This window comes from Mesorhizobium sp. CA10, assembly GCF_020165285.1.
GTDB lineage: Bacteria > Pseudomonadota > Alphaproteobacteria > Rhizobiales > Rhizobiaceae > Mesorhizobium.
Genome location: NZ_JAIUHV010000013.1, coordinates 61,529 through 80,448, shown reverse-complemented (window position 1 = coordinate 80,448; position 18,920 = coordinate 61,529). Strand labels below are relative to the sequence as shown.

Sequence of the window (18,920 nt, the reverse complement as noted above, 5' to 3'; positions counted from 1 at the left end):
ATGGATTCTAGGGTCTGCGCGCGTCGCTTCGCTCCTTGCTCCGCCCTAGAATGACGAAGGACAGGTCGGCGGGACAGCACCCCCTCTGCCCCACAGGACATCTCACCCGTAGCGGAGATCCGCAATTTCAGCGACGGTTCCTTGCCGCCAGTGTCCGGAGCCGCAATCCGTTCAACCGGATGAACCCTTCGGCGTCCTTCTGGTCGTAGGCGCCGCGGTCGTCCTCAAAGGTGACCAGCGCATCCGAGTAGAGCGTTTTCTTCGACTTGCGGCCGATGACGATGACATTGCCCTTGTAGAGCTTCAGCCGCACCGTGCCTTCGACGTCTTCCTGGCTCTTGTCGATCATCGCCTGCAGCATCACGCGCTCGGGCGAGAACCAGAAGCCGTTATAGATGAGCTCGGCGTAGCGCGGCATGAACTCGTCCTTGAGGTGCGCGGCGCCGCGGTCGAGCGTGATCGATTCGATCGCGCGGTGGGCGGCGATCAGGATGGTGCCGCCGGGCGTCTCGTAGACGCCGCGCGACTTCATGCCCACAAAACGGTTCTCGACCAGATCGAGCCGGCCGATGCCGTTGTCGCGGCCGAGGTCGTTGAGCGCCGCCAGCATGGTGGCCGGTGACAGTTTCTTGCCGTTGAGCGAGATAGGATCGCCCTTGAGGAACTCGATCTCGATCTCGGTGACGACATCGGGCGCATCCATCGGCGAGACGGTGCGCTGATGGACGAATTCCGGCGGCTCGCTCCACGGATCCTCCAGCACCTTGCCTTCGGAGGAGGAGTGCAGGAGGTTGGCGTCGACCGAGAAGGGCGCGTCGCCGCGCTTGTCCTTCGGCACCGGGATTTGATGCTGCTCGGCGAAGTTGAGAAGGTCGGTGCGCGACTTGAACGACCAGTCGCGCCACGGCGCGATGACCTTGATGTCGGGGTTCAGAGCATAGGCCGAAAGCTCGAAGCGGACCTGGTCGTTGCCCTTGCCGGTGGCGCCATGGGCAATGGCGTCGGCGCCGGTTTCCTTGGCGATCTCGACCAGATGCTTGGAGATCAGCGGCCGGGCGATCGAGGTGCCGAGCAGGTAGGTGCCTTCATAGACGGCGTTGGCGCGGAACATCGGGAAGACGAAGTCGGCGACGAATTCCTCGCGCACGTCGACGATGCGGATGTCCTTGATGCCCATCATCTCGGCCTTGCGGCGCGCCGGCTCGAGCTCACCACCCTGGCCGAGATCGGCGGTGAAGGTGACGACTTCGGCGCCGAGCTCGGTCTGCAGCCATTTCAGGATGATGGAGGTGTCGAGGCCGCCGGAATAGGCGAGCACGACTTTCTTGACGTTCTTGGTCTTGGACATTTTTGGCGGTTCCGCGGGAAAATAGCTTCGCGGGCGAGGTATCACGGCCTTTCCGGGCGGCGCAAGAGACGAAGGTGAGCAGGAGAACCCCATCGCCGCGGCTGGCGCGACTGGGGCAGCCGCGTTATAAACTCGCAAACCATCACGACACCGGGCCTTCCATGTCCTTCATTCCCGACACTTCGACGCTCATCCAGTTCGCCATCGCCACCGTCATCCTGGCGATCACGCCTGGGCCGGACATGACGCTGTTCGTCTCGCGCACGCTGAGCCAGGGCCGCGCCACCGGCTTTGCCTCCATGGCCGGCGCGCTCTGCGGCACGCTGATCCACACCACGCTGGTGGTCGTCGGCATCTCGGCGCTGATCGTCGCCTCGCCGATGGCCTTCTTCGTCTTGAAGATTTTTGGCGCCGGCTATCTGGTGTTCCTGGCTTTTCAAGCGGTGACGAAAGGCTCGGCCTTTTCGCCGGAGAAGAGGACGGGACCGCAGGTTTCGCTGTTCCGCAGCTGGGCGGCCGGGCTCGGGGTCAACCTGCTCAACCCCAAGATCATCCTGTTCTTCATGACCTTCCTGCCGCAATTCGTCTCCGCGCACGATCCGAACGCGTCCGGAAAGCTGTTCTTCCTCGGCGTGATGTTCATCGTGCTGTCGATCCCGGTGACGGCGCCGATGGTGCTGGCGGCGGAGAAATTTTCGGCGGCGATGAAGGCAAGCCCGCGGGTGACGCGCGTTGTCGACTATCTGTTCGGCGGCGTGTTCTCGGCCTTCGCGCTCAAGATCCTGACGGCGCAGGCGAAGTAGGGCGTTAGCCATCGCGTAAAATTCGCCGGCGCTGTTGCATTGCTGCTCTTGCCCCCAGGATTCTGCCCACCTAGAAGATTCGCTAGGGCATATTGGGGGACTAATGAAGAGCTTACTCTTGGCATCCGTTGCCGTGATCGGGCTGGTCTGCGAGGCCAGCGCGCAGGAGGCGACCTATAACTGGTCGGGATCTTATGTCGGCGTGGAGGGCGGCTATGCCCACTCCTCCGTCGATTTCGATGCCGACACGACAAACTTCGACGGCAGCCATCAAAAGGATGGTTATCTCGGCGGCATCTATGCCGGGCACGATTGGCAGAGCGGGAACTTCGTTTACGGCGTCGCCGGCGATTTCGATTTCGTCGGCATGCACGACACAAAATTCGGCCACCTAGACCTTCTCGGCAAGGGCGAAGCCTATACTTACGACGTCGACTGGGTCGCGACGGCGAGGCTGAGAGCCGGTTACACGCCGACCGACCAACTCCTTGCCTATGTCACCGGCGGCGTGGCTGCCGGGCATTTCCAGGCAACTTCCTATGACCGTTCCATTTTTGCGCCGGTCGGGTCGACTGCGGATTTTTCAGGCGTGAAGGTGGGCGGCGTGATCGGCTTGGGCGCGGAGTATGCACTCGCGCCGAACTGGTCCTTGAAAGGGGAATACCTCCACTACGCATTCGACAAGATCGAACCTGGGCCGGGCGGCACGGCTGGCGCGCGCTTCCGACCGTCCCTCGATACAGTAAAATTCGGGGTAGCGTACCGTTTTTAGGGCAGTTTTTGGGTCGGGAGACCAGGGCCGGCGAAGGGTCGAACCATGCCGGCCGCCTCCAAGGCGCGAACGCGTTCGTCATATTCTTCCAATGTCAGCGCGTAGAGCATCTGGTCGAGGCGCTTGCCGGTCCGGCCATCTATGCGATGAGCCCGCAACGTGCCTTCCAGCCGCAATCCGAAACGTTCGCACACGGCGATAGCCGCGGCGTTACGCGCCAGCGGCTGAAAGGTCACCTTCTCGAGCTTTCGCTCGCGAAAGAAATGCCTGAGCAGAACGGCAGATGCCTCAAAGGCAACATTCCTACCCCGGTTCTCCGGATCGCCGATAATCAAGTGCAACGAGCCGAGCCGGTGCCGGAGATCGACCTCCATGACGGCCAGGCCGAGCGGCTGGCCGTCTGGCAGACCGAGGATCGTCATGAGATTGCGCTTCAGATTATCGAAGCTGGCGACATAGGCCCGGAAGGCATCGAGGCCCATCGCTTTTTGCGGCGCGTTCAATCCTTCCATGACGGCGGGATCGGCTAGCCAAGCTGCGATCTCGGGTGTCACATCCGCCGGCCTGAGCGTGCGGATTCGGATCTTGTCGCTCCAGCGGTCGACAAAGACGGGTCTCAATCCCTGTGCTGCAAGGGGCGTGACGAGGGGCTTGGCGCCCGGTTGCGGCATCTTCGGCATGGTCCAGTGATGCGGGAGCATCGAACCGGGGTCAAGCCGGAGTTTGGCTCAGTTGATCCGGGTGCAGCCTACCGCTCCAGGTCGAGCAGCGCCTCGCGCCGCCAGCTTCCGGCCCAGCGGCCGGCGGAGAGCCAATAGAAGATGCCGCCGGCCATGCCGGCGCCGATCACGGCCAGCCGGGCATTGGTTTCGGTGACATCGAAATTGGCGTCGCCCACATTATGCACGAAGCCGAGGAAAACGAGTGCGATGACGGCGCCGCCCAGCGCGTAGAACAGCCAGTCGCGCCGGCCGAGCACTTCGGCGGTCAAAATGACGACCGCCGCAGGCATGAAGGCGAAATAGGCGACGAACAGCGCCACGAAAGGCACCGAGAAATAGAGCGAGGCGGTCGCCGCCGGCTCCGGATCGGCCGGGGTGTAGCCCAGATGCGCGAGGACCAGGATATTGAGAAAGGCGCTCGCCGCCAGCGAGCCGACGATATAGCCGACCAGAATGACGGCGAAGCGGACGAGATAGGCGATGATGCGCCTCACGCCTCGCCGTGCCCTGCGATCATCATGGCTTCGAGCGCCAGCCGGTCGACCTTGCGCATGCGCTCGGACTCCGACTTCAGCTGGCCGCAGGCGGCGAGGATATCGCGGCCGCGCGGGGTGCGGATCGGCGAAGCATAGCCGGCATTGTTTATATAGTCGGCAAACTTTTCGATCGTTTCCCAGTCCGAGCACTGGTAGTTGGTGCCCGGCCACGGGTTGAACGGGATCAGGTTGATCTTGGCCGGAATGCCCTTGAGCAGCTTGACCAGCGCCTTGGCGTCGTCGAGGGAATCGTTGACGTCCTTCAGCATCACATATTCGAAGGTGATGCGCTTGGCATTGGAGAGGCCGGGATAGGCCTTGCAGGCGGCAATCAGCTCCTTCAGCGGAAACTTCTTGTTGATCGGCACCAGCAGGTCGCGCAGGTCGTCATTGGTGGCGTGCAGCGAGATCGCCAGCATCACGCCGATCTCCTCGCCGGTGCGGAAGATTTCCGGCACCACGCCGGAGGTCGAAAGCGTGATGCGTCTTTTTGACAAGGAAAGCCCGTCGCCGTCGGAGGCGATCAGCAGCGCCTTCTTCACCGCCTCGAAATTATAGAGCGGCTCGCCCATGCCCATCATGACGATGTTGGATACCTTGCGGCCCTCGGCCGGCACGATGGCGCCGTCCGGCGTGTCGCGGTCGGGGAAGTCGCCGAGGCGGTCGCGCGCGGTGAGCAGCTGGGCAAGGATCTCCTCGGCTGTGAGGTTGCGCACCAGCTTCTGCGTGCCGGTGTGGCAGAAGGAGCAGGTCAGGGTGCAGCCGACCTGGGAGGAGATGCAGAGCGTGCCGCGGCCTTCCTCGGGAATGTAGACGGTCTCGATCTCAACGGGCCGGCCGGCGCCGCGCGGCGGAAAGCGGAACAGCCATTTGCGCGTGCCGTCGGCAGAGATCTGCTCCTCGACGATCTCGGGCCGGGCGACGGTGAAATGCTTGTCGAGCTCGGCGCGCAGGTCCTTGGAGATGTTGAACATATGCGCGAAGTCGGAAACGCCGCGCACATACATCCAGTGCCAGAGCTGCTGGGCGCGCATTTTTGCTTGGCGCTCGGGCACGATGCCGGCGCCGACAAGCGCCTCGCCGAGCTCGGCACGGGTCAGGCCGATCAGCGACGGCTTCTCGGCCGGTGCTGCGCGGCGCAAGGCATCACGTGCGCCTTCGGCGGTAAGATCAGGCGAAATGGTCATGGTGGCGCCAATATAAGCGATTTGCGGCCGATTTCAGCATCGGCCGCCAGGAAGCGCGGCGCATAGCACAGCTCGGCGCCGGAGTCATGCGCCCCGCTTTCCTTCCCCCTTGCGGGAGAAGGTGGCCGAGCGAAGCTCGGTCGGATGAGGGGTGCTCCAGCGGAGTGAGGCGTTGGTGTTCACTGGAACACCCCTCATCCGTCTCGGCGCTGCGCGCCGATCCACCTTCTCCCACAGGGGGAGAAGGCCGCGACTGGCGATGGCCCTTGAAAACAGATCACATATTCGTGTTGGCGTAACCAATCGAAACGCATCCGCGAACCTGAAAGGGGCGACCATGCCCCTCAACAATGGGAGTTGTTCAAATGCACTCGATCAAGTTCGCACTCATTGCCGGCCTCGCCGGTCTTTGCGCCTCGCAGGCCCTTGCCGAGGACACGATGGGCGCCATGACGATGATGAAGGGCGGCCAGGTCACCGCTATCATGCCGGACGGCCACATGGGCACCATGATGCCGGACGCCAAGATGAGCGCCGAGATGATGAAGATGGCCAAGCCGATCAAGCATTGCATGATGATGATCACCGACGCCAAGGGCAAAGCCTACATGGTCGACACGTCGACCAAGAAGGCCCAGGCCGAATGTGAAAAAATGGCGATGTGACCTCGCCGGTCCTGCCTGCCGACCTCCCCGCCGGCCGGTGCGCCGGCGGGTTATCCGCCATCCGCTAAACGTCCCCTTGAGCACCGGTCCTAGACCTGACTGACATAGCGTCGGGCTCGCCCTCCCGGGTTGATCGACCCGGCGAGTGTGCTAGGGCGGGTAACCATCACGAGGACGGTCATGGCCGGCATATCCCGAAAATACCGCATGCTGCGGCGTTCCCACGCCATGTGGATGTCGCGGCGCGTCTGGCAGCCGCGTCTCGTCTTCTGGGCCGGCGCCATATCGATCGGCCTGATCAGCGTCCTGTTCGCCCTGCTCGCCGACCGCGCGCAGGCTCGGTTCCATGCCGTGACGGGCAATGACGGCGGCTGGCGCTTTTATCTGCCGCTCGTCGTGACGCCGCTCGGTTTCGTCCTTTGCGCCTGGCTCGCGCATTCCTTCTTTCCGGGCTCGCAAGGCAGCGGCATTCCGCAGGCGATCGCGGCGCGGCATCTGCGCGACGAGGAAGACCGCAGCCGGATCCTGTCGCTGAGGCTGGTGGTGGGCAAGATCGCGCTGACCATCGTCGGCCTCGCCTGCGGCGCCTCGATCGGGCGCGAAGGCCCGACAGTGCAGGTCGGCGCTTCGCTGATGCTGCAGGCGGCGCGCTGGGGCGGCATGGCGCAGGCGCGCGGCCTGATCCTGGCGGGCTCCGCCGCCGGCATCGCCGCCGCCTTCAACACGCCGCTTGCCGGCATCGTCTTCGCCATCGAGGAAATGGGCCGGGCCTACGAGGCGCGCACCAACGGGCTGGTGCTGACGGCGGTGATCCTGGCCGGCCTCGCCTCGCTCGGGCTGCTCGGCAACTACACCTATTTCGGCGTCGCCAGGGAGACGGTCGCCTTCGCCACGGACTGGCCGCTGGTGCTCGCCTGCGGCATCATTGGCGGCGGTGTCGGCGCGCTGTTCTCGCTCTCGGCGCTGAAAGTCATGCGCCGCATCCGGCGCTGGAACGCGCTGCAGCCGCTGCCGCGCACGCTGGTCGTGGCGGCTGTCTGCGGCCTGGCCGTCGCCGCGATCGGCATCGCCTCCGGAGGATCGACCTTCGGCACCGGTTATGTGCAGGCGCGCGGCGCGATCGAAGGCACGCCGCTGCCGGCCTTCTTCTTCGTCGAGAAGTTCGCAGCCGGCCTCTTGTCGATGGTGTCGGGCATTCCCGGCGGCCTCTTCGCGCCGTCGCTGGCGGTGGGCGCGGGGCTGGGCAGCACGCTCGGCCTGGTCTTCGGCACAGCCACCGGCACGGCGGCGCTGCTCGGCATGGCCGGCTATTTCGCCGGCGTCGTGCAGGCGCCGATGACGGCCTTCGTCATCATTCTCGAGATGACCGGCAACCACGACAATGTGATCGCGCTGATGTGCGCGTCGATGCTGGGCTACGGCACGGCGAGGCTGATCTCCAACGAACCTCTCTACCACGCGCTGTCGCGCGTCTTCATCGCCGAGGCGATCCGGCGGCGCAGGGCGCAGCCAGAGCCGGCGCAGGGCTGAGCGCCATTCCAAACAAAGGCCGGGCATGATGTCCGGCCTTGCGTCAGGTTCGAATGCGGTTCCCGCCTATTTGCACTTGGCGATCGAGGCCAGCGCGGCCGAGATGCCTTTCAGCGAGAAGACGTAGGAGGTGGGATTGCCGCGGCCGGACTTAGCCTGCACCTTCATGTCGGAGCCGGTCTTCATGGCGGCGATCAGCACCGGCTCTTCCGCCGCGTTCTCGACCCAGGCCGACTTGCCGCGGGTGAACATCGAGAAGCTCTTCTTGTCGATGGTGACGGTGGCCTTCGAGCCTTCCTGGAAGTTGTAGCCCGCGATGAACTGCGGCTCGTAGGAGACCTGCTGTCCGGGACGCTGGCTGACGAAGAAGAACATGTCGCCATGGTCGAGCGACGGCGGCTGCTTGTCGGTGGGCACGGTCAGCACATAGCAGACCTTGCCGGCGGCCGACTGATAGCTGTAGGTGCCCCAGGCATTGTGCTGGCCGATCTTGGTCGCCTGCTGCGCCAACGCCGGCGCCGCCGAGGCCGCCAGGACCAGGCTGGAAACTATAGCAATCAATCCGCGCATCGTTCTTCCCGTATTCCAAATGGTGCGGAGGCGGGCCGCGTGGCGTCCTGCCGTCGCTTCATTTTGATTTAATCAGGGTTACCAAACGGTGAATTGTCCTTGAAGAAAAGGAACCCACCCCAGGAAACCGCCACCATCCGCGCCGCCACTGTGGATTGATGCCGGCGCGACGTCCCGGCGCGGAGTTGGATGCCACGAAAACGGCAAGAGTTTGTCTTTTCGTCCGCGCCGATTTGCGGGCCTGAAGCGAGCCGGGATCAGCTCTTGTCCGCCAGTGCGTCTTTGGCGGCCTGCCTGTGGGCAGGCGTGATATGCGCGCTGACGGCGGTGATCGCCGCGGTCAGCACGGCAAGGTCGTCGGTGAAGCCGAGGCCGACGACGAAATCGGGAATGAAATCGAACGGCAGGACGAAATAGCCGAGCGCGCCGAGCAGGGTGGCCTTGGCGCGCAACGGCGTGTCCCTGTCCATGGCGCAATAATAGGCGGCGACAACCTCGTCCATGAACGGAATCTGCCGCGCCGCCTTCTTGGCGGTGCGCCAAAATTTTTCGCGCACCTCGCCCTCGCCGGCGAGCTTGTCGCCGAAGCCGAAGAAATCGAAACCGGTACCTTGCGCCATCAATCGCTCCTTGGCGGCCGCGTGCATCGTTGCGGGCGGCTCGCCGCGGCAAAATGTGGTGAAAGCGGAAGGCGGCTACAAGAGTTTAGGAGGCGCGCCGACCTGAAAATCGAACTCGCAACAATAACCAGCGTGGCAATCGCCTCAGTGTGGTGGTTGGCCAAGGCATCCCTCCGATCGTCATCCACGGGCGGAGCAAGGAGCGAAGCGACGCGCGCAGACCCGAGGATCCATTCCGTGACATACGAGCGCCGCTCACGGTGCAGAATTCTGCTCCGCTGCAATTCTCGGCAAAGGTCACGGAATGTCGCTTCGCTCCTTGCTCCGCCCTGGAATGACGAAGCCAGGCTGCTACGGTGCAGAATCCTGCTTCGCTGCATTCCTCGGCCAAGATCACGGAATGGCCAGGATCACGGAATGGATCTCGGGTCTGCGCGCCGCTTCGCGTCGCTACGCCCGTGGATGACGAGGTTGAGAGGCTTTGGCCAATCGCGAACGTTCGCCACGATCTGCACCGCCGCGACGCTCGTAGGTCACGGAATGGATTCCAGGGTCTGCGCGCGTCGCTTCGCTCCTTGCTCCGCCCTGGAATGACGAAGTCCGCTCGCTCTCAGCCGAAATATACGTTCATCCGCTTGGCGAGCTCGATATCGAGCGCCGTGACGCCGCCTGCGTCATGCGTGTTCAGCGTCACGTCGACGGTCTTGTAGACATTCGACCAGTCCGGGTGATGGTCCATCTTTTCGGCCGCCAGCGCCACGCGCGTCATGAAGGCGAAGGCCTCGGAGAAATTCTTGAAGACGAAGCTGCGCTTGATGGAGGCGCCGTCGGCGGCGAGCGACCAGCCGTCAAGTTCCGCAAGCGCGGCGACGATCGCTTCCTTGTTGAGTTTTTCCCTGTTCATGTCCGGTCCCTGTGCTATTCGCAGATGATCCAACCATAGCGCCGGATCGATGAGCGCAAAGCCCATAAAATCCATTCTGTTCGTCTGCCTTGGCAACATCTGCCGCTCGCCGCTGGCCGAGGGCGTGTTCCGCGCCGTCCTGACCGAGCAAGGCAAAGACCAGGGTCTGGTGATCGATTCGGCCGGGACGGGCGGCTGGCATGCCGGCCAGGAGCCGGACCGGCGCTCGATCGCGGTGGCGGCAAGGCACGGCGTCGACATTTCAGGGCAGCGGGCGCGCAAGGTGCTGCAGGAGGATTTTTCGCGTTTCGACCTGATGCTCGGCATGGACAATGCAAATGTGCGCGACCTCAAGGCGCTGGCGCCGCAGGCCGCGCACGACCGCATCCATCTTTATCTGGATTTTGCTACGGGAAAGACCGTGGACGTTCCCGACCCCTATTACGACGGCGCCGAGGCCTTCGCCTCGGTCTACCGCATGATCCGCGAGGCGTCGGATGCGCTGGCGAAGCGGCTCGGGGCCAGCGCTTCGCCGACCAGCGGCCACGCCTCTTCGACGATGTAGGGGCCGCCGCCGACCGAATCGCGCGACGACATCAGGACGAAGCGGCCGACGCGGAAGGGCAATGCCGCGAAATTGCCGCGCGCCGAAAGATATTGCGCGACATCGAGCGGGCTCCCATTGCGCAGGCGCGCCAGCGTCACATGCGGCGAAAACTTGCGTGGGTCGGCCGGCAGACCGAGCCGCTGGCAGATGCGGTCGATCTCGCCCTGCAGCGCCGTCAGGTCGGGCGAGGCCGACACGCCGGCCCACACCGCATGCGGCTTCTTGCCGCCGAAGGCGCCGACCCCAGAGAGCGTCATCTGGAAAGAGGGGCGGTCGACCCTGTCGAGGGCGTTGGCGATTTCGTCGGCGACATGGCCCTCGACATCACCGATGAAACGCAGCGTCAGGTGGTAGTTTTCGACGTCGATCCAGCGCGCTCCGGGCAGCCCGCCCCGGAGCAGGGACAAAGAGAGAGCAGCATCACGCGGAATTTCGAGGGCGGTGAAAAGACGTGGCATGTGAAGCCTCCTGTCCTCGAATCGAAACTCTCGTTCCTAGCGAATCATCGATATTGGCGCGGGGCAAGCGGTTTGTTGTCCACAAAGTTTCCCCAGCGGAAAGCGTGGCATTACGGACTCATGATGGCCCTCCATTGTCGGCGATCGCCTTCTCGACCACGGGCAGGATGCGCTCGACCATGACGTCGACACCCCGGGGATTGGGATGCAGGCCGTCTCCCAGCTGCAGCTCGGGGTGGCCGGCGACGCCGTCGAGGAAGAACGGATAGAGCGGAACGCGGTATCTTTCGGCAAGCCGCGGATAGATGGCATCGAAGCCCTTCTGGTAGTCGGCGCCGAGATTGGGCGCGGCGCGCATGCCGGCCAGAAGCACCGGAATGTTGCGTTGCTTCAGCTTGCCCAGCATCGCGTCGAGGTTCTTCTCGGCGATCTTGGGCGAAAGGCCGCGCAGCATGTCGTTGGCACCAAGCTCGAGGATCACCAGCCTTGTGCCGTCCGGCACCGACCAGTCGAGCCGCGCCAGCCCGCCGCTCGATGTGTCGCCCGACACGCCGGCATTGGCGACGGCGACATCGAGGCCCTTCGCCTTCAGAGCCGCTTGCAGCCTGTCGGTGAAACCCTGGCCCGGTCCAAGGCTGTAGCCAGCCATCAGGCTGTCGCCGAAGCCGACTATGGTGAAGGTTGCGGCGCGCGCCGGCGAGATGGCGGCGCAAAGGCCGAGGAAAAGGATGAGGGCTGCGGCAAAACGGTGTTTGAAAGCCATGCGGCGAGCCCCATATGACCGGAACAATCCAAGGGAGGAGACAGCGGTCGTCTCCTTTTTCACATATAGGGCGCTTTCATTGTGACAGAAGCCGTCATCGCGCTGAGGGACATATCGCTGACGCTCGGCGAGGGCGCGTCCTCCGTCCATGTGCTGAAAGATGTGAGCCTCGACGTGGCGGCCGGCGAAGCCACCGGCATTGTCGGTCCGTCGGGCTCCGGCAAGTCCACGCTGCTGATGGTCCTTGCCGGGCTGGAAAGAGTCGATTCGGGCACAGTCCGGATCGCCGGCGAGCTGATCAATGACAAAAGCGAGGATCAGATTGCTTCGTTTCGGGGGCGAAACATCGGCATCGTGTTCCAGTCCTTCCATCTGATCCCCAACATGACGGCGCTGGAAAATGTCGCCGTGCCGCTGGAGCTCGCCGGCCATGCCGATCCGTTCGGGGTGGCCGCGCGGGAGCTCGCGGCGGTCGGCCTGAGCGACCGCGTGACGCATTATCCGGGAGAGCTTTCCGGCGGCGAGCAGCAGCGCGTGGCGATCGCGCGGGCGCTGGCGCCGTCGCCGCGCATCCTCATCGCCGACGAGCCGACCGGCAACCTCGACCAGGTGACGGGAAAGCAGATCGCCGATCTCCTGTTCGCCAAGGCGGCGGAGCGCGGCATGACGCTGGTGCTGGTGACGCATGATCCGGCGCTGGCCGGGCGTTGTGCGCGCCAGGTCTCGATGCGTTCGGGGCGGATCGAGGATGCGCCTTTGCTCAAAGTGACGGCATAGAGGCATGGCGGCCGCCCGGCTTCGAACCCTGAGGCTTGCCATCCGCTTCTCGCTGCGCGAGATGCGCGGCGGACTGTCCGGCTTCATGATCTTCCTCGGCTGCATCGCGCTGGGCGTCGCGGCGATCGGCGGCGTCAATTCGGTGGCGCAGGCGATCTCGGCCGGCGTCGCCAATCAGGGCCAGACGCTGCTTGGCGGCGATTTGCGCTTCCAGGTCAACCAGCGCAGCGCTTCCGATGCGGAGCTCGGCTTCATCAAGGGCCTCGGCACTGTCTCGCTCAATTCCGGCATGCGCTCGATGGCGCGGCTGGAGGACGGCTCGGACCAGGCGCTGGTCGAGGCAAAGGCCGTCGACGACGCCTATCCGCTCTTCGGCGCTCTGGAAACCGATCCGGCGCTGCCGACGGACCAATTGTTCGGCGAACGGTCCGGCGTGTTCGGCGCCGCCGCGCCCGACCTGTTGTTCGACCGGCTCAATCTTCACATCGGCGACAGGCTGAAGCTCGGTGGCGCCATTTTCGAACTGCGGGCGAGGCTGGTCAGCGAGCCGGATGCGGTGTCGGACGGTTTCGGTTTCGCGCCGCGGCTGATGATTTCGCGCCAGGGCCTCGCCGCATCCGGCCTGGTGCAGCCGGGCAGCCTGGTCGAGAACGCCTATAAGGTGCGCCTGCCCGACGGCACGTCCGAGGCGCGGATCAAGGATATCCAGGCTCAAGCCGCGAAGGATTTCCCGCAAGCCGGCTGGTCGATCCGCACGCGCAGCAACGCCGCCCCCGCGCTCTCCGCCAATATCGAGCGCTTCTCGCAATTCCTGACGCTGGTCGGGCTGACGGCGCTGGTGGTCGGCGGCGTCGGCGTGGCGAACGCCGTGCGCGCCTATCTCGACGGCAAGCGCGGCGTCATCGCCACCTTCAAGAGCCTCGGCGCCTCGGGCGGCTTCGTCTTCACCGTCTATCTGGTGCAGATCCTGTTGATTGCAGGCCTTGGCATCGTGCTCGGGCTTATCGTCGGCGCCGCGATGCCGTTCGTGGCGGGCGCGCTTCTGCAGTCGGTCATCCCGGTGCCGGCGCAAGGCGGCTTCTATCCCGGCGCGCTTGCTCTTGCCGCGCTGTTCGGCCTGCTGGTGACGCTGGCTTTCGCGCTTTTGCCGCTCGGCCGCGCCCGCGACGTGCCGGCAACCGCGCTGTTCCGCGAAATGGGCTTTGAAAGCCGGGGCCTGCCGCGCCTGCCCTATACGGGCGCGGCGCTCGCGATCGTGCTGGCGCTGGCGGCGTTGGCGATCCTTTCGGCCAACGACTACCGCATCGCCTCGATCTTCGTCGGCGCCACGGTCTTTGCCTTCCTGGTGCTGCGGCTGGTGGCGGCGCTGGTGCAGTGGGCGGCTAGGAAAAGTCCGCGCGTCCGTTTCGTGTCGCTTAGGCTGGCGCTCGGCAACATCCACCGTCCCGGCGCGCTGACGCCCTCGGTGGTGCTGTCGCTCGGCCTCGGGCTGACGCTTCTCGTCACCCTGGCGCTGATCGATGGGAATCTCAGGCGGCAGATCTCCGGCAGCCTGCCGGAGCGGGCGCCGAACTTCTTCTTCGTTGACATCCAGAGCAGCGATGTCGACGCCTTCGCCGGCCTTGTCGGCAAGGAGTCGCCGCGGGGGACGCTGGTCAAGGTGCCGATGCTGCGCGGCCGCATCATGGCGCTCAACGGCGTCGACGTCGACAAGGTGAAGATCCCGGCCGACGGCGCCTGGGTGCTGCGCGGCGACCGCGGCCTGACCTATGACGCCAAGCAGCCGGAAAACGCGACGCTGACCGAAGGCGCGTGGTGGCCGCAGGACTATTCCGGCGAGCCGCTGGTGTCGTTCTCGGCCGAGGAGGGCAAGGCGATCGGGCTGAAGCTCGGCGACACCGTCACCGTCAATGTGCTTGGACGCAACGTCACCGCGAGGATCGCCAATTTCCGCCAGGTCGAGTGGGAGACGATGGGCATCAACTTCGTCATGGTGTTTTCGCCCAACACCTTCGCCGGGGCGCCGCATGGCTGGCTGGCGACACTGACCGACAAGCAAGCCACTACGGCTGACGACGCAAGGCTGCTCAACGCCGTCACCCGCGCCTTTCCGGCTGTGACGACTGTGCGCGTCAAGGACGCGCTCGACATCGTCAACCGGCTGGTCGCGCAATTGGGCGCCGCGATCCGCGCCGCCGCCGGCGTGGCGCTGATTGCCTCGGTGCTGGTGCTCTCCGGCGCTTTGGCCGCCGGCAACCGGGCGCGCATCCACGACGCTGTGGTGCTGAAGACGCTCGGCGCGACGCGACGAACGCTGATTACCGCCTTCTCGCTGGAATATGTGCTGATCGGCCTTGCGACCGCGCTGTTCGCGCTTGCCGCCGGCGGCATCGCCGCCTGGTTCGTGGTCGCGCATATCATGACGCTGCCGTCGCATTTTATGCCACAGGTCGCGGTGGCGACGATCCTGGTTTCGCTGGCGGTCACCGTCGGCATCGGCCTTGCCGGCACATGGCGGGTGCTCGGCCACAAGGCGGCGCCGGTGCTGCGCAACCTCTGACGGCGGGGGGCCGAGAGCCGCCCGCCCGTTTAAACCTGTGTAAGCCCGGTTAAATTTTTGTAAGAAAGACGCCCGGAAGACCCGAAAACCGGCCTTTTGCTTTCTCACGAAGCGTTGCGCCTCGTTACCGTCTTGTTCTTGACGTCGAGAACGCTCATATTTTGCGCAGGCATGCTGGAGCCCCGCCAGCGGCGCCTGGTCTCGAATGACCTGTCACCGGACGGGGCAGAAGCAACAGAGGATTTCCAATGGCTGATCCCATTCGCAACTACCAGACGTCCGCCGCCCCCGGCGTGCGCGTCGATATCGATCAGGGCCTGCGCGCCTACATGATCAAAGTCTACAACCTCATGGGGCTTGGCCTGCTCATTACCGGCCTTGCCGCCTGGGGCGCCTTCCAGCTCGCCATCACCGGCGACGGCCAGCTGACCGCTTTCGGCCAGCTGATCTATGCAAGCGCGTTCCGCTGGGTCGTCATCCTGGCGCCGCTCGCCGCCGTGATGTTCCTGTCGTTCCGCATCCAGTCGATGAGCGTGGGCGCGGCTCAGGCCACGTTCTGGGTCTATGCCGGCCTTGTCGGCCTGTCGCTGTCGACGATCTTTCTCGTCTACACCGGCACCAGCATCACCCAGACCTTCTTCGCCACGGCCGCGGCCTTTGGCGGCCTGTCGCTCTACGGCTACACGACCAGGCGCGACCTGGCGGCGTTCGGCTCGTTCCTGATCATGGGCGTGATCGGCCTGCTGATTGCGATGCTGATCAACATCTTCCTGCAGTCGTCGGCGCTCGCTTTCGCCATCTCGGCGATCGGCGTGCTGGTGTTCGCCGGCCTGACCGCCTACGACACGCAGAAGATCAAGGAGATGTATTTCGAAGGTGACGTCGCCGACGTCGCCGGCCGCAAGGCGATCATGGGCGCGCTGCGCCTCTATCTCGACTTCATCAACCTGTTCATGTTCCTGCTGCAGTTCATGGGCGACCGCCGCTAAGGGCGGTTACCCCGGTCTCAGTGGACCATAGATTTTGCGAAGGGCGGCCCAACGGCCGCCCTTCCTTTTAATGCAGTCATCTGCTGTTATCGAGGCAGGAAAGATAGCTGCACAAATTATGAGCAATACTGCGATCAGGGCCGCTACGGCGGCCGACCTCGACCGAATCACCGAAATCTATGCCGATGCGGTCGCGCACGGCACGGCAAGCTACGAGCTGGAACCGCCGAGCCGCGCGGAAATGGGCAACCGATTCGACGCCCTAGCGGCGGGCGGCTTTCCTTATCTCGTGGCGGAGAAGGACGGTGTCGTGCTCGGCTATGCCTATGCCGGGCCGTTCCGGCCGCGCCCCGCCTACCGATTCGTCATCGAGGATTCGGTCTATGTCGCGCCGGAGGCCAAGGGGCAGGGCGTGGGCTTGCTGCTAATGCGGGCGCTGATCGAGGCAGCGCGCGCGGCGGGCTTCCGCCAGATCATTGCGGTGATCGGCGACGGCCACGCAGACAGCGCCTCGGTGCGGCTGCACGAGAAACTCGGCTTCCGCCATTCCGGGCGCCTCGAGGGCTCCGGCTACAAGCACGGACGCTGGCTGGACACGGTGTTCATGCAGCTTTCGCTGAATGGCGGCGCGGAATTGCCGCCGGATCCGGATTCGCTGCCGGAGCGAAGGTTCCGGAGCTCAAGGGAAATAGAGGAACTGAGGAACTGAAGAACTGAGGAACTGAAGAACTGAAGAACTGAAGAACTGAAGAACTGAAGAACTGAAGAACTGAAGAAGAGGCGCTCAAGGTCCGCTGGAGACGCGGCCTTTTTCCTCAGTTCCTCAATTCTTCAGTTCTTCGATTCCTCTTCTCACGCCTCGACGAGCTTCAGCTTGGCATCGAAGACACCAAGCACGCGGCTGAGCTCCTGGCCGCGCTTGAGGATGCGGCCGCCGGCGGCGATGACGGCGAAAGCGCCTTGCCGGCGCGCCAGCCTGGGGTCCTTGACGATCTGGAACAGCGGCACTTCGCTGGCCCGGCGGAAGACGGAAAAGACAGCGCGATCAGTGAGATGGTCGATCGCGTAGTCGCGCCATTCATTGGCCGCAACCATACGTCCGTAAAGCCTCAGGATCTGGTCGAGCTCGCGCCGGTCGAATCGCACCGGCTGGTCGAGGCGTGCGTTGCGCGCCTCGTGCAACGGGATCAATATTCCGGATGCTTCCCCATCCTCCGTCCCGCCGCTGTGATCGGTCATGCCTCGATCCTTCGATTGAATCATGCGCCGGCCAAGGTTCGCGCTTTCATAAGGGAATTGCAAGGGCACGATGGAAATGCGGGGCCGTCCGAACACGCGCGGGTCGCGCGGTTTCCCAAACGTCCAGTCACGTTTGCGAAACACATGTTGGAATTGGTGATGCTCCGCCACATTCTCGCCACAAATAATCCGCGCTCATGCCCCAATGTCCGACGAATTTACGGTCGTTGCCTGAGACGGTTCGGTCCGGCACCGGCTCGTAAACCCCAAGCCCCCCGCCCACGGGTCAGCGTCGGATCGAACCAACCTCGGTTTTTCCTTGGAAAAATCAGGTGCGACGATCCCAAAACCTGAATGACCGGCGTCAGAAGCAAGCTGACGCCGGTTTTTTATTTTCCAGCTCTCCTTGTCTACCGCATGCACACATTTCCAAGCGGGCTGGTCTTTGGCGATAGTGTGCATTGCAGCTTGGCGCATGCATTGCCTAATCCAATATAGCGCTGGTCGACCCCCCACTCCGTCTCGGCTTCGCCGAGCCACCTCTCCCCCGATCGACGGGGGAGAGGAAAGGCGCCAAGCTTTTTGCCGTCGACGCTCGTCCGCAAGGCTCCCTTCCTTTCCCTCCGAAGGGGGGAAAGGTGGCGCTGCGAAGCAGCGACGGATTGGGGGAACCACCTGGCAATCAAGCCTTCAGCCGATCAATCACGCCGATCAAGGCATCCCGGCTATCCGAACTCCCAGAGATTGCCTGCCTTGTGGTGAGAAGCGGTCCGCGCTAGCGGACGAAAAGCCAATTGCTAGAACGGGAGCTAAAGCCGGTCCGGCTTGCGGATGAAGGCGGCGCCGAGGATCGGCCCCGGCATGCCGTCCTTGCCGACCGACTGCAGCAGCACCGCGCAGCCGCCCTTCTTGGCGATCTCGGTCATCGGCAGTTCGTAACGCTGCGCCTTGCCGTGCCACATGCCGGCGGTCTGGATGTCGGAAACGGCGTTCCAGTAGGTCAGGCTGCGGCCGCTGTTCTCGCCCTGGCCGATCTTCACCGTCTGCGGCGGATCGAAATAGACGATCACAACATGGGCGTCGCTCGGGCCATTGCCGGCGTCGCCCGCGTCGATCATGACGCGGTCGCTGGTGCGGCTCACCTTGATGCCGACCCGCATACCCTCGCCGGTCCGGTCCATTCGGGCCAAGGCGCCGTCGACATCCTTGCGGCTGGCGCCGTTGACGTGGCTGCGGCCGTTGATGACGGCTTGCGGCGTGTAGACCGAGCGGCTGCCGAAGGCGCGCATATAGTCATATTGGCGCTCGGTGTTTTCCTTGGTGCTCAGCGTGTCCTGCCAGCCGAGATAGTCCCAGTAATTGACGTGGTAGGCGAGCGCGATGATGTCGTCCTTGCCGGCGAGCTCAGCAAAGAACTCGTCGGCCGGCGGACAGGAACTGCAGCCCTGGCTGGTGAACAATTCGATCACGCCCAAGGGCTTGTCGGTCTGAGGCTTGCTGGTCACGGTCTTGGCGGGCTCGGCTGCAAGGGCCGCGCCGCCCAACGCGGTGAGGGCCAGCGCCAGTGCCGCAAGCCGCAATCGTCCTTGAATTGCCATGACTTTCCAATTCCCGCCGGTGACGCCGGCCTTGTTCTGATTGCCAAAATATGTGGCAGAAGCGCCAGTCAACGGGAAGTCACGTTGCGGTGAAATTTTTGATGTTGCGGCAGCAGGTAAGGGCGCAATAGGCGGGGTAATTGCATTTCACGGCGCGGTTCGATTCGGGAGCAGCGTCCTCGCCAGGGGGCAAACTCTCCAGACCCCAGTCGATCTCTATTGCGAGCGGACGGGACCTGGACTTTGGGCGGAGCCGGCCAATGCTTCGACCA

The 18,920-nt window shown here is 64.2% G+C and carries 20 protein-coding genes; 9 read left to right on the top strand and 11 right to left on the bottom strand.

Going from position 1 to position 18,920, the window contains the following annotated elements:
* Positions 1 to 127: 127 nt before the first annotated feature.
* On the bottom strand, positions 128 to 1,348 hold the full coding sequence (locus LB535_RS24090) for an argininosuccinate synthase (protein ID WP_224633978.1): 1,221 nt from the start codon (positions 1,346 to 1,348) through the stop codon (positions 128 to 130).
* A 161-nt stretch (positions 1,349 to 1,509) separates the two neighbouring features.
* Here LB535_RS24090 and LB535_RS24085 point away from each other — a divergent pair, with 161 nt between their 5' ends.
* Together LB535_RS24085 and LB535_RS24080 are read left to right on the top strand one after the other, a co-directional pair.
* Entirely contained in the window at positions 1,510 to 2,151 is a 642-nt protein-coding gene (locus LB535_RS24085) for a LysE family translocator (protein WP_224532687.1), read from the top strand.
* Positions 2,152 to 2,284: 133 nt separating this feature from the next.
* Positions 2,285 to 2,923, top strand: coding sequence for an outer membrane protein (locus LB535_RS24080; protein ID WP_318012342.1), 639 nt, complete (start codon positions 2,285 to 2,287; stop codon positions 2,921 to 2,923).
* Here LB535_RS24080 and LB535_RS24075 read toward each other — a convergent pair.
* From LB535_RS24075 to rlmN, 3 genes are read right to left on the bottom strand one after another with little or no spacing between them, the layout of a single operon-like run.
* Positions 2,920 to 3,624, bottom strand: a complete 705-nt coding sequence (locus LB535_RS24075) for a GNAT family N-acetyltransferase (protein ID WP_140845980.1) — start codon at positions 3,622 to 3,624, stop codon at positions 2,920 to 2,922. The genes LB535_RS24080 and LB535_RS24075 overlap by 4 nt on opposite strands.
* Positions 3,625 to 3,671: 47 nt before the next feature.
* The gene (locus LB535_RS24070) at positions 3,672 to 4,139 is read right to left on the bottom strand and encodes a hypothetical protein (RefSeq protein WP_224630607.1); all 468 of its coding nucleotides are present in this window, start codon (positions 4,137 to 4,139) and stop codon (positions 3,672 to 3,674) included.
* Entirely contained in the window at positions 4,136 to 5,368 is a 1,233-nt protein-coding gene (rlmN, locus tag LB535_RS24065; RefSeq protein WP_224633976.1) for a 23S rRNA (adenine(2503)-C(2))-methyltransferase RlmN, read from the bottom strand. The genes LB535_RS24070 and rlmN overlap by 4 nt, the downstream gene beginning before the upstream one ends.
* Before the next feature lie 365 nt (positions 5,369 to 5,733).
* Here rlmN and LB535_RS24060 point away from each other — a divergent pair, with 365 nt between their 5' ends.
* Together LB535_RS24060 and LB535_RS24055 are read left to right on the top strand one after the other, a co-directional pair.
* Entirely contained in the window at positions 5,734 to 6,033 is a 300-nt protein-coding gene (locus LB535_RS24060) for a hypothetical protein (RefSeq protein ID WP_140546497.1), read from the top strand.
* 180 nt (positions 6,034 to 6,213) lie between these two features.
* Positions 6,214 to 7,563 (top strand): chloride channel protein, encoded by a 1,350-nt coding sequence (locus LB535_RS24055; protein WP_224633975.1) that lies wholly within the window; start codon positions 6,214 to 6,216, stop codon positions 7,561 to 7,563.
* Positions 7,564 to 7,629: 66 nt separating this feature from the next.
* On the opposite strand, the gene LB535_RS24050 is transcribed toward LB535_RS24055, so the two are convergent.
* The 3 genes from LB535_RS24050 to LB535_RS24040 all read right to left on the bottom strand — a co-directional run bounded on the left by LB535_RS24050 (position 7,630) and on the right by LB535_RS24040 (position 9,657).
* A complete protein-coding gene (locus tag LB535_RS24050; protein ID WP_095769999.1) occupies positions 7,630 to 8,133 on the bottom strand; it encodes an invasion associated locus B family protein in 504 nt (167 codons plus the stop codon).
* 257 nt (positions 8,134 to 8,390) lie between these two features.
* Positions 8,391 to 8,753 (bottom strand): YkvA family protein, encoded by a 363-nt coding sequence (locus LB535_RS24045; RefSeq protein WP_224608587.1) that lies wholly within the window; start codon positions 8,751 to 8,753, stop codon positions 8,391 to 8,393.
* Between the two features lie 610 nt (positions 8,754 to 9,363).
* Positions 9,364 to 9,657: a 4a-hydroxytetrahydrobiopterin dehydratase gene (locus LB535_RS24040; RefSeq protein WP_095769998.1), complete on the bottom strand. Its 294-nt coding sequence runs from the start codon at positions 9,655 to 9,657 to the stop codon at positions 9,364 to 9,366.
* 49 nt (positions 9,658 to 9,706) lie between these two features.
* Between LB535_RS24040 and LB535_RS24035 the strand changes: the two genes are divergently transcribed.
* Positions 9,707 to 10,222, top strand: a complete 516-nt coding sequence (locus tag LB535_RS24035) for a low molecular weight protein-tyrosine-phosphatase (RefSeq protein ID WP_224633974.1) — start codon at positions 9,707 to 9,709, stop codon at positions 10,220 to 10,222.
* On the opposite strand, the gene thpR is transcribed toward LB535_RS24035, so the two are convergent.
* Together thpR and LB535_RS24025 are read right to left on the bottom strand one after the other, a co-directional pair.
* The gene (gene thpR / locus LB535_RS24030) at positions 10,129 to 10,722 is read right to left on the bottom strand and encodes an RNA 2',3'-cyclic phosphodiesterase (RefSeq protein ID WP_095769997.1); all 594 of its coding nucleotides are present in this window, start codon (positions 10,720 to 10,722) and stop codon (positions 10,129 to 10,131) included. The two genes, LB535_RS24035 and thpR, sit on opposite strands and share 94 nt — an antisense overlap.
* Before the next feature lie 118 nt (positions 10,723 to 10,840).
* Positions 10,841 to 11,485, bottom strand: a complete 645-nt coding sequence (locus LB535_RS24025; protein ID WP_224633973.1) for an arylesterase — start codon at positions 11,483 to 11,485, stop codon at positions 10,841 to 10,843.
* Between the two features lie 81 nt (positions 11,486 to 11,566).
* On the opposite strand from LB535_RS24025, the gene LB535_RS24020 reads away from it, so the two are divergent.
* The 4 genes from LB535_RS24020 to LB535_RS24005 all read left to right on the top strand — a co-directional run bounded on the left by LB535_RS24020 (position 11,567) and on the right by LB535_RS24005 (position 16,520).
* Positions 11,567 to 12,262, top strand: coding sequence for an ABC transporter ATP-binding protein (locus LB535_RS24020; protein ID WP_224633972.1), 696 nt, complete (start codon positions 11,567 to 11,569; stop codon positions 12,260 to 12,262).
* A 4-nt stretch (positions 12,263 to 12,266) separates the two neighbouring features.
* Positions 12,267 to 14,822: an ABC transporter permease gene (locus tag LB535_RS24015; RefSeq protein ID WP_224633971.1), complete on the top strand. Its 2,556-nt coding sequence runs from the start codon at positions 12,267 to 12,269 to the stop codon at positions 14,820 to 14,822.
* Positions 14,823 to 15,070: 248 nt separating this feature from the next.
* Positions 15,071 to 15,811: a Bax inhibitor-1/YccA family protein gene (locus LB535_RS24010; protein WP_224633970.1), complete on the top strand. Its 741-nt coding sequence runs from the start codon at positions 15,071 to 15,073 to the stop codon at positions 15,809 to 15,811.
* A 118-nt stretch (positions 15,812 to 15,929) separates the two neighbouring features.
* Complete coding sequence (locus LB535_RS24005) at positions 15,930 to 16,520, top strand: GNAT family N-acetyltransferase (RefSeq protein ID WP_224633969.1); 591 nt, start codon at positions 15,930 to 15,932, stop codon at positions 16,518 to 16,520.
* Positions 16,521 to 16,663: 143 nt separating this feature from the next.
* Here LB535_RS24005 and LB535_RS24000 read toward each other — a convergent pair whose 3' ends face one another.
* Together LB535_RS24000 and LB535_RS23995 are read right to left on the bottom strand one after the other, a co-directional pair.
* Positions 16,664 to 17,050, bottom strand: coding sequence for a DUF2794 domain-containing protein (locus LB535_RS24000; protein WP_224633968.1), 387 nt, complete (start codon positions 17,048 to 17,050; stop codon positions 16,664 to 16,666).
* 809 nt (positions 17,051 to 17,859) lie between these two features.
* A complete protein-coding gene (locus LB535_RS23995) occupies positions 17,860 to 18,648 on the bottom strand; it encodes a DUF1223 domain-containing protein (RefSeq protein WP_224633967.1) in 789 nt (262 codons plus the stop codon).
* Positions 18,649 to 18,920 lie beyond the last annotated feature (272 nt).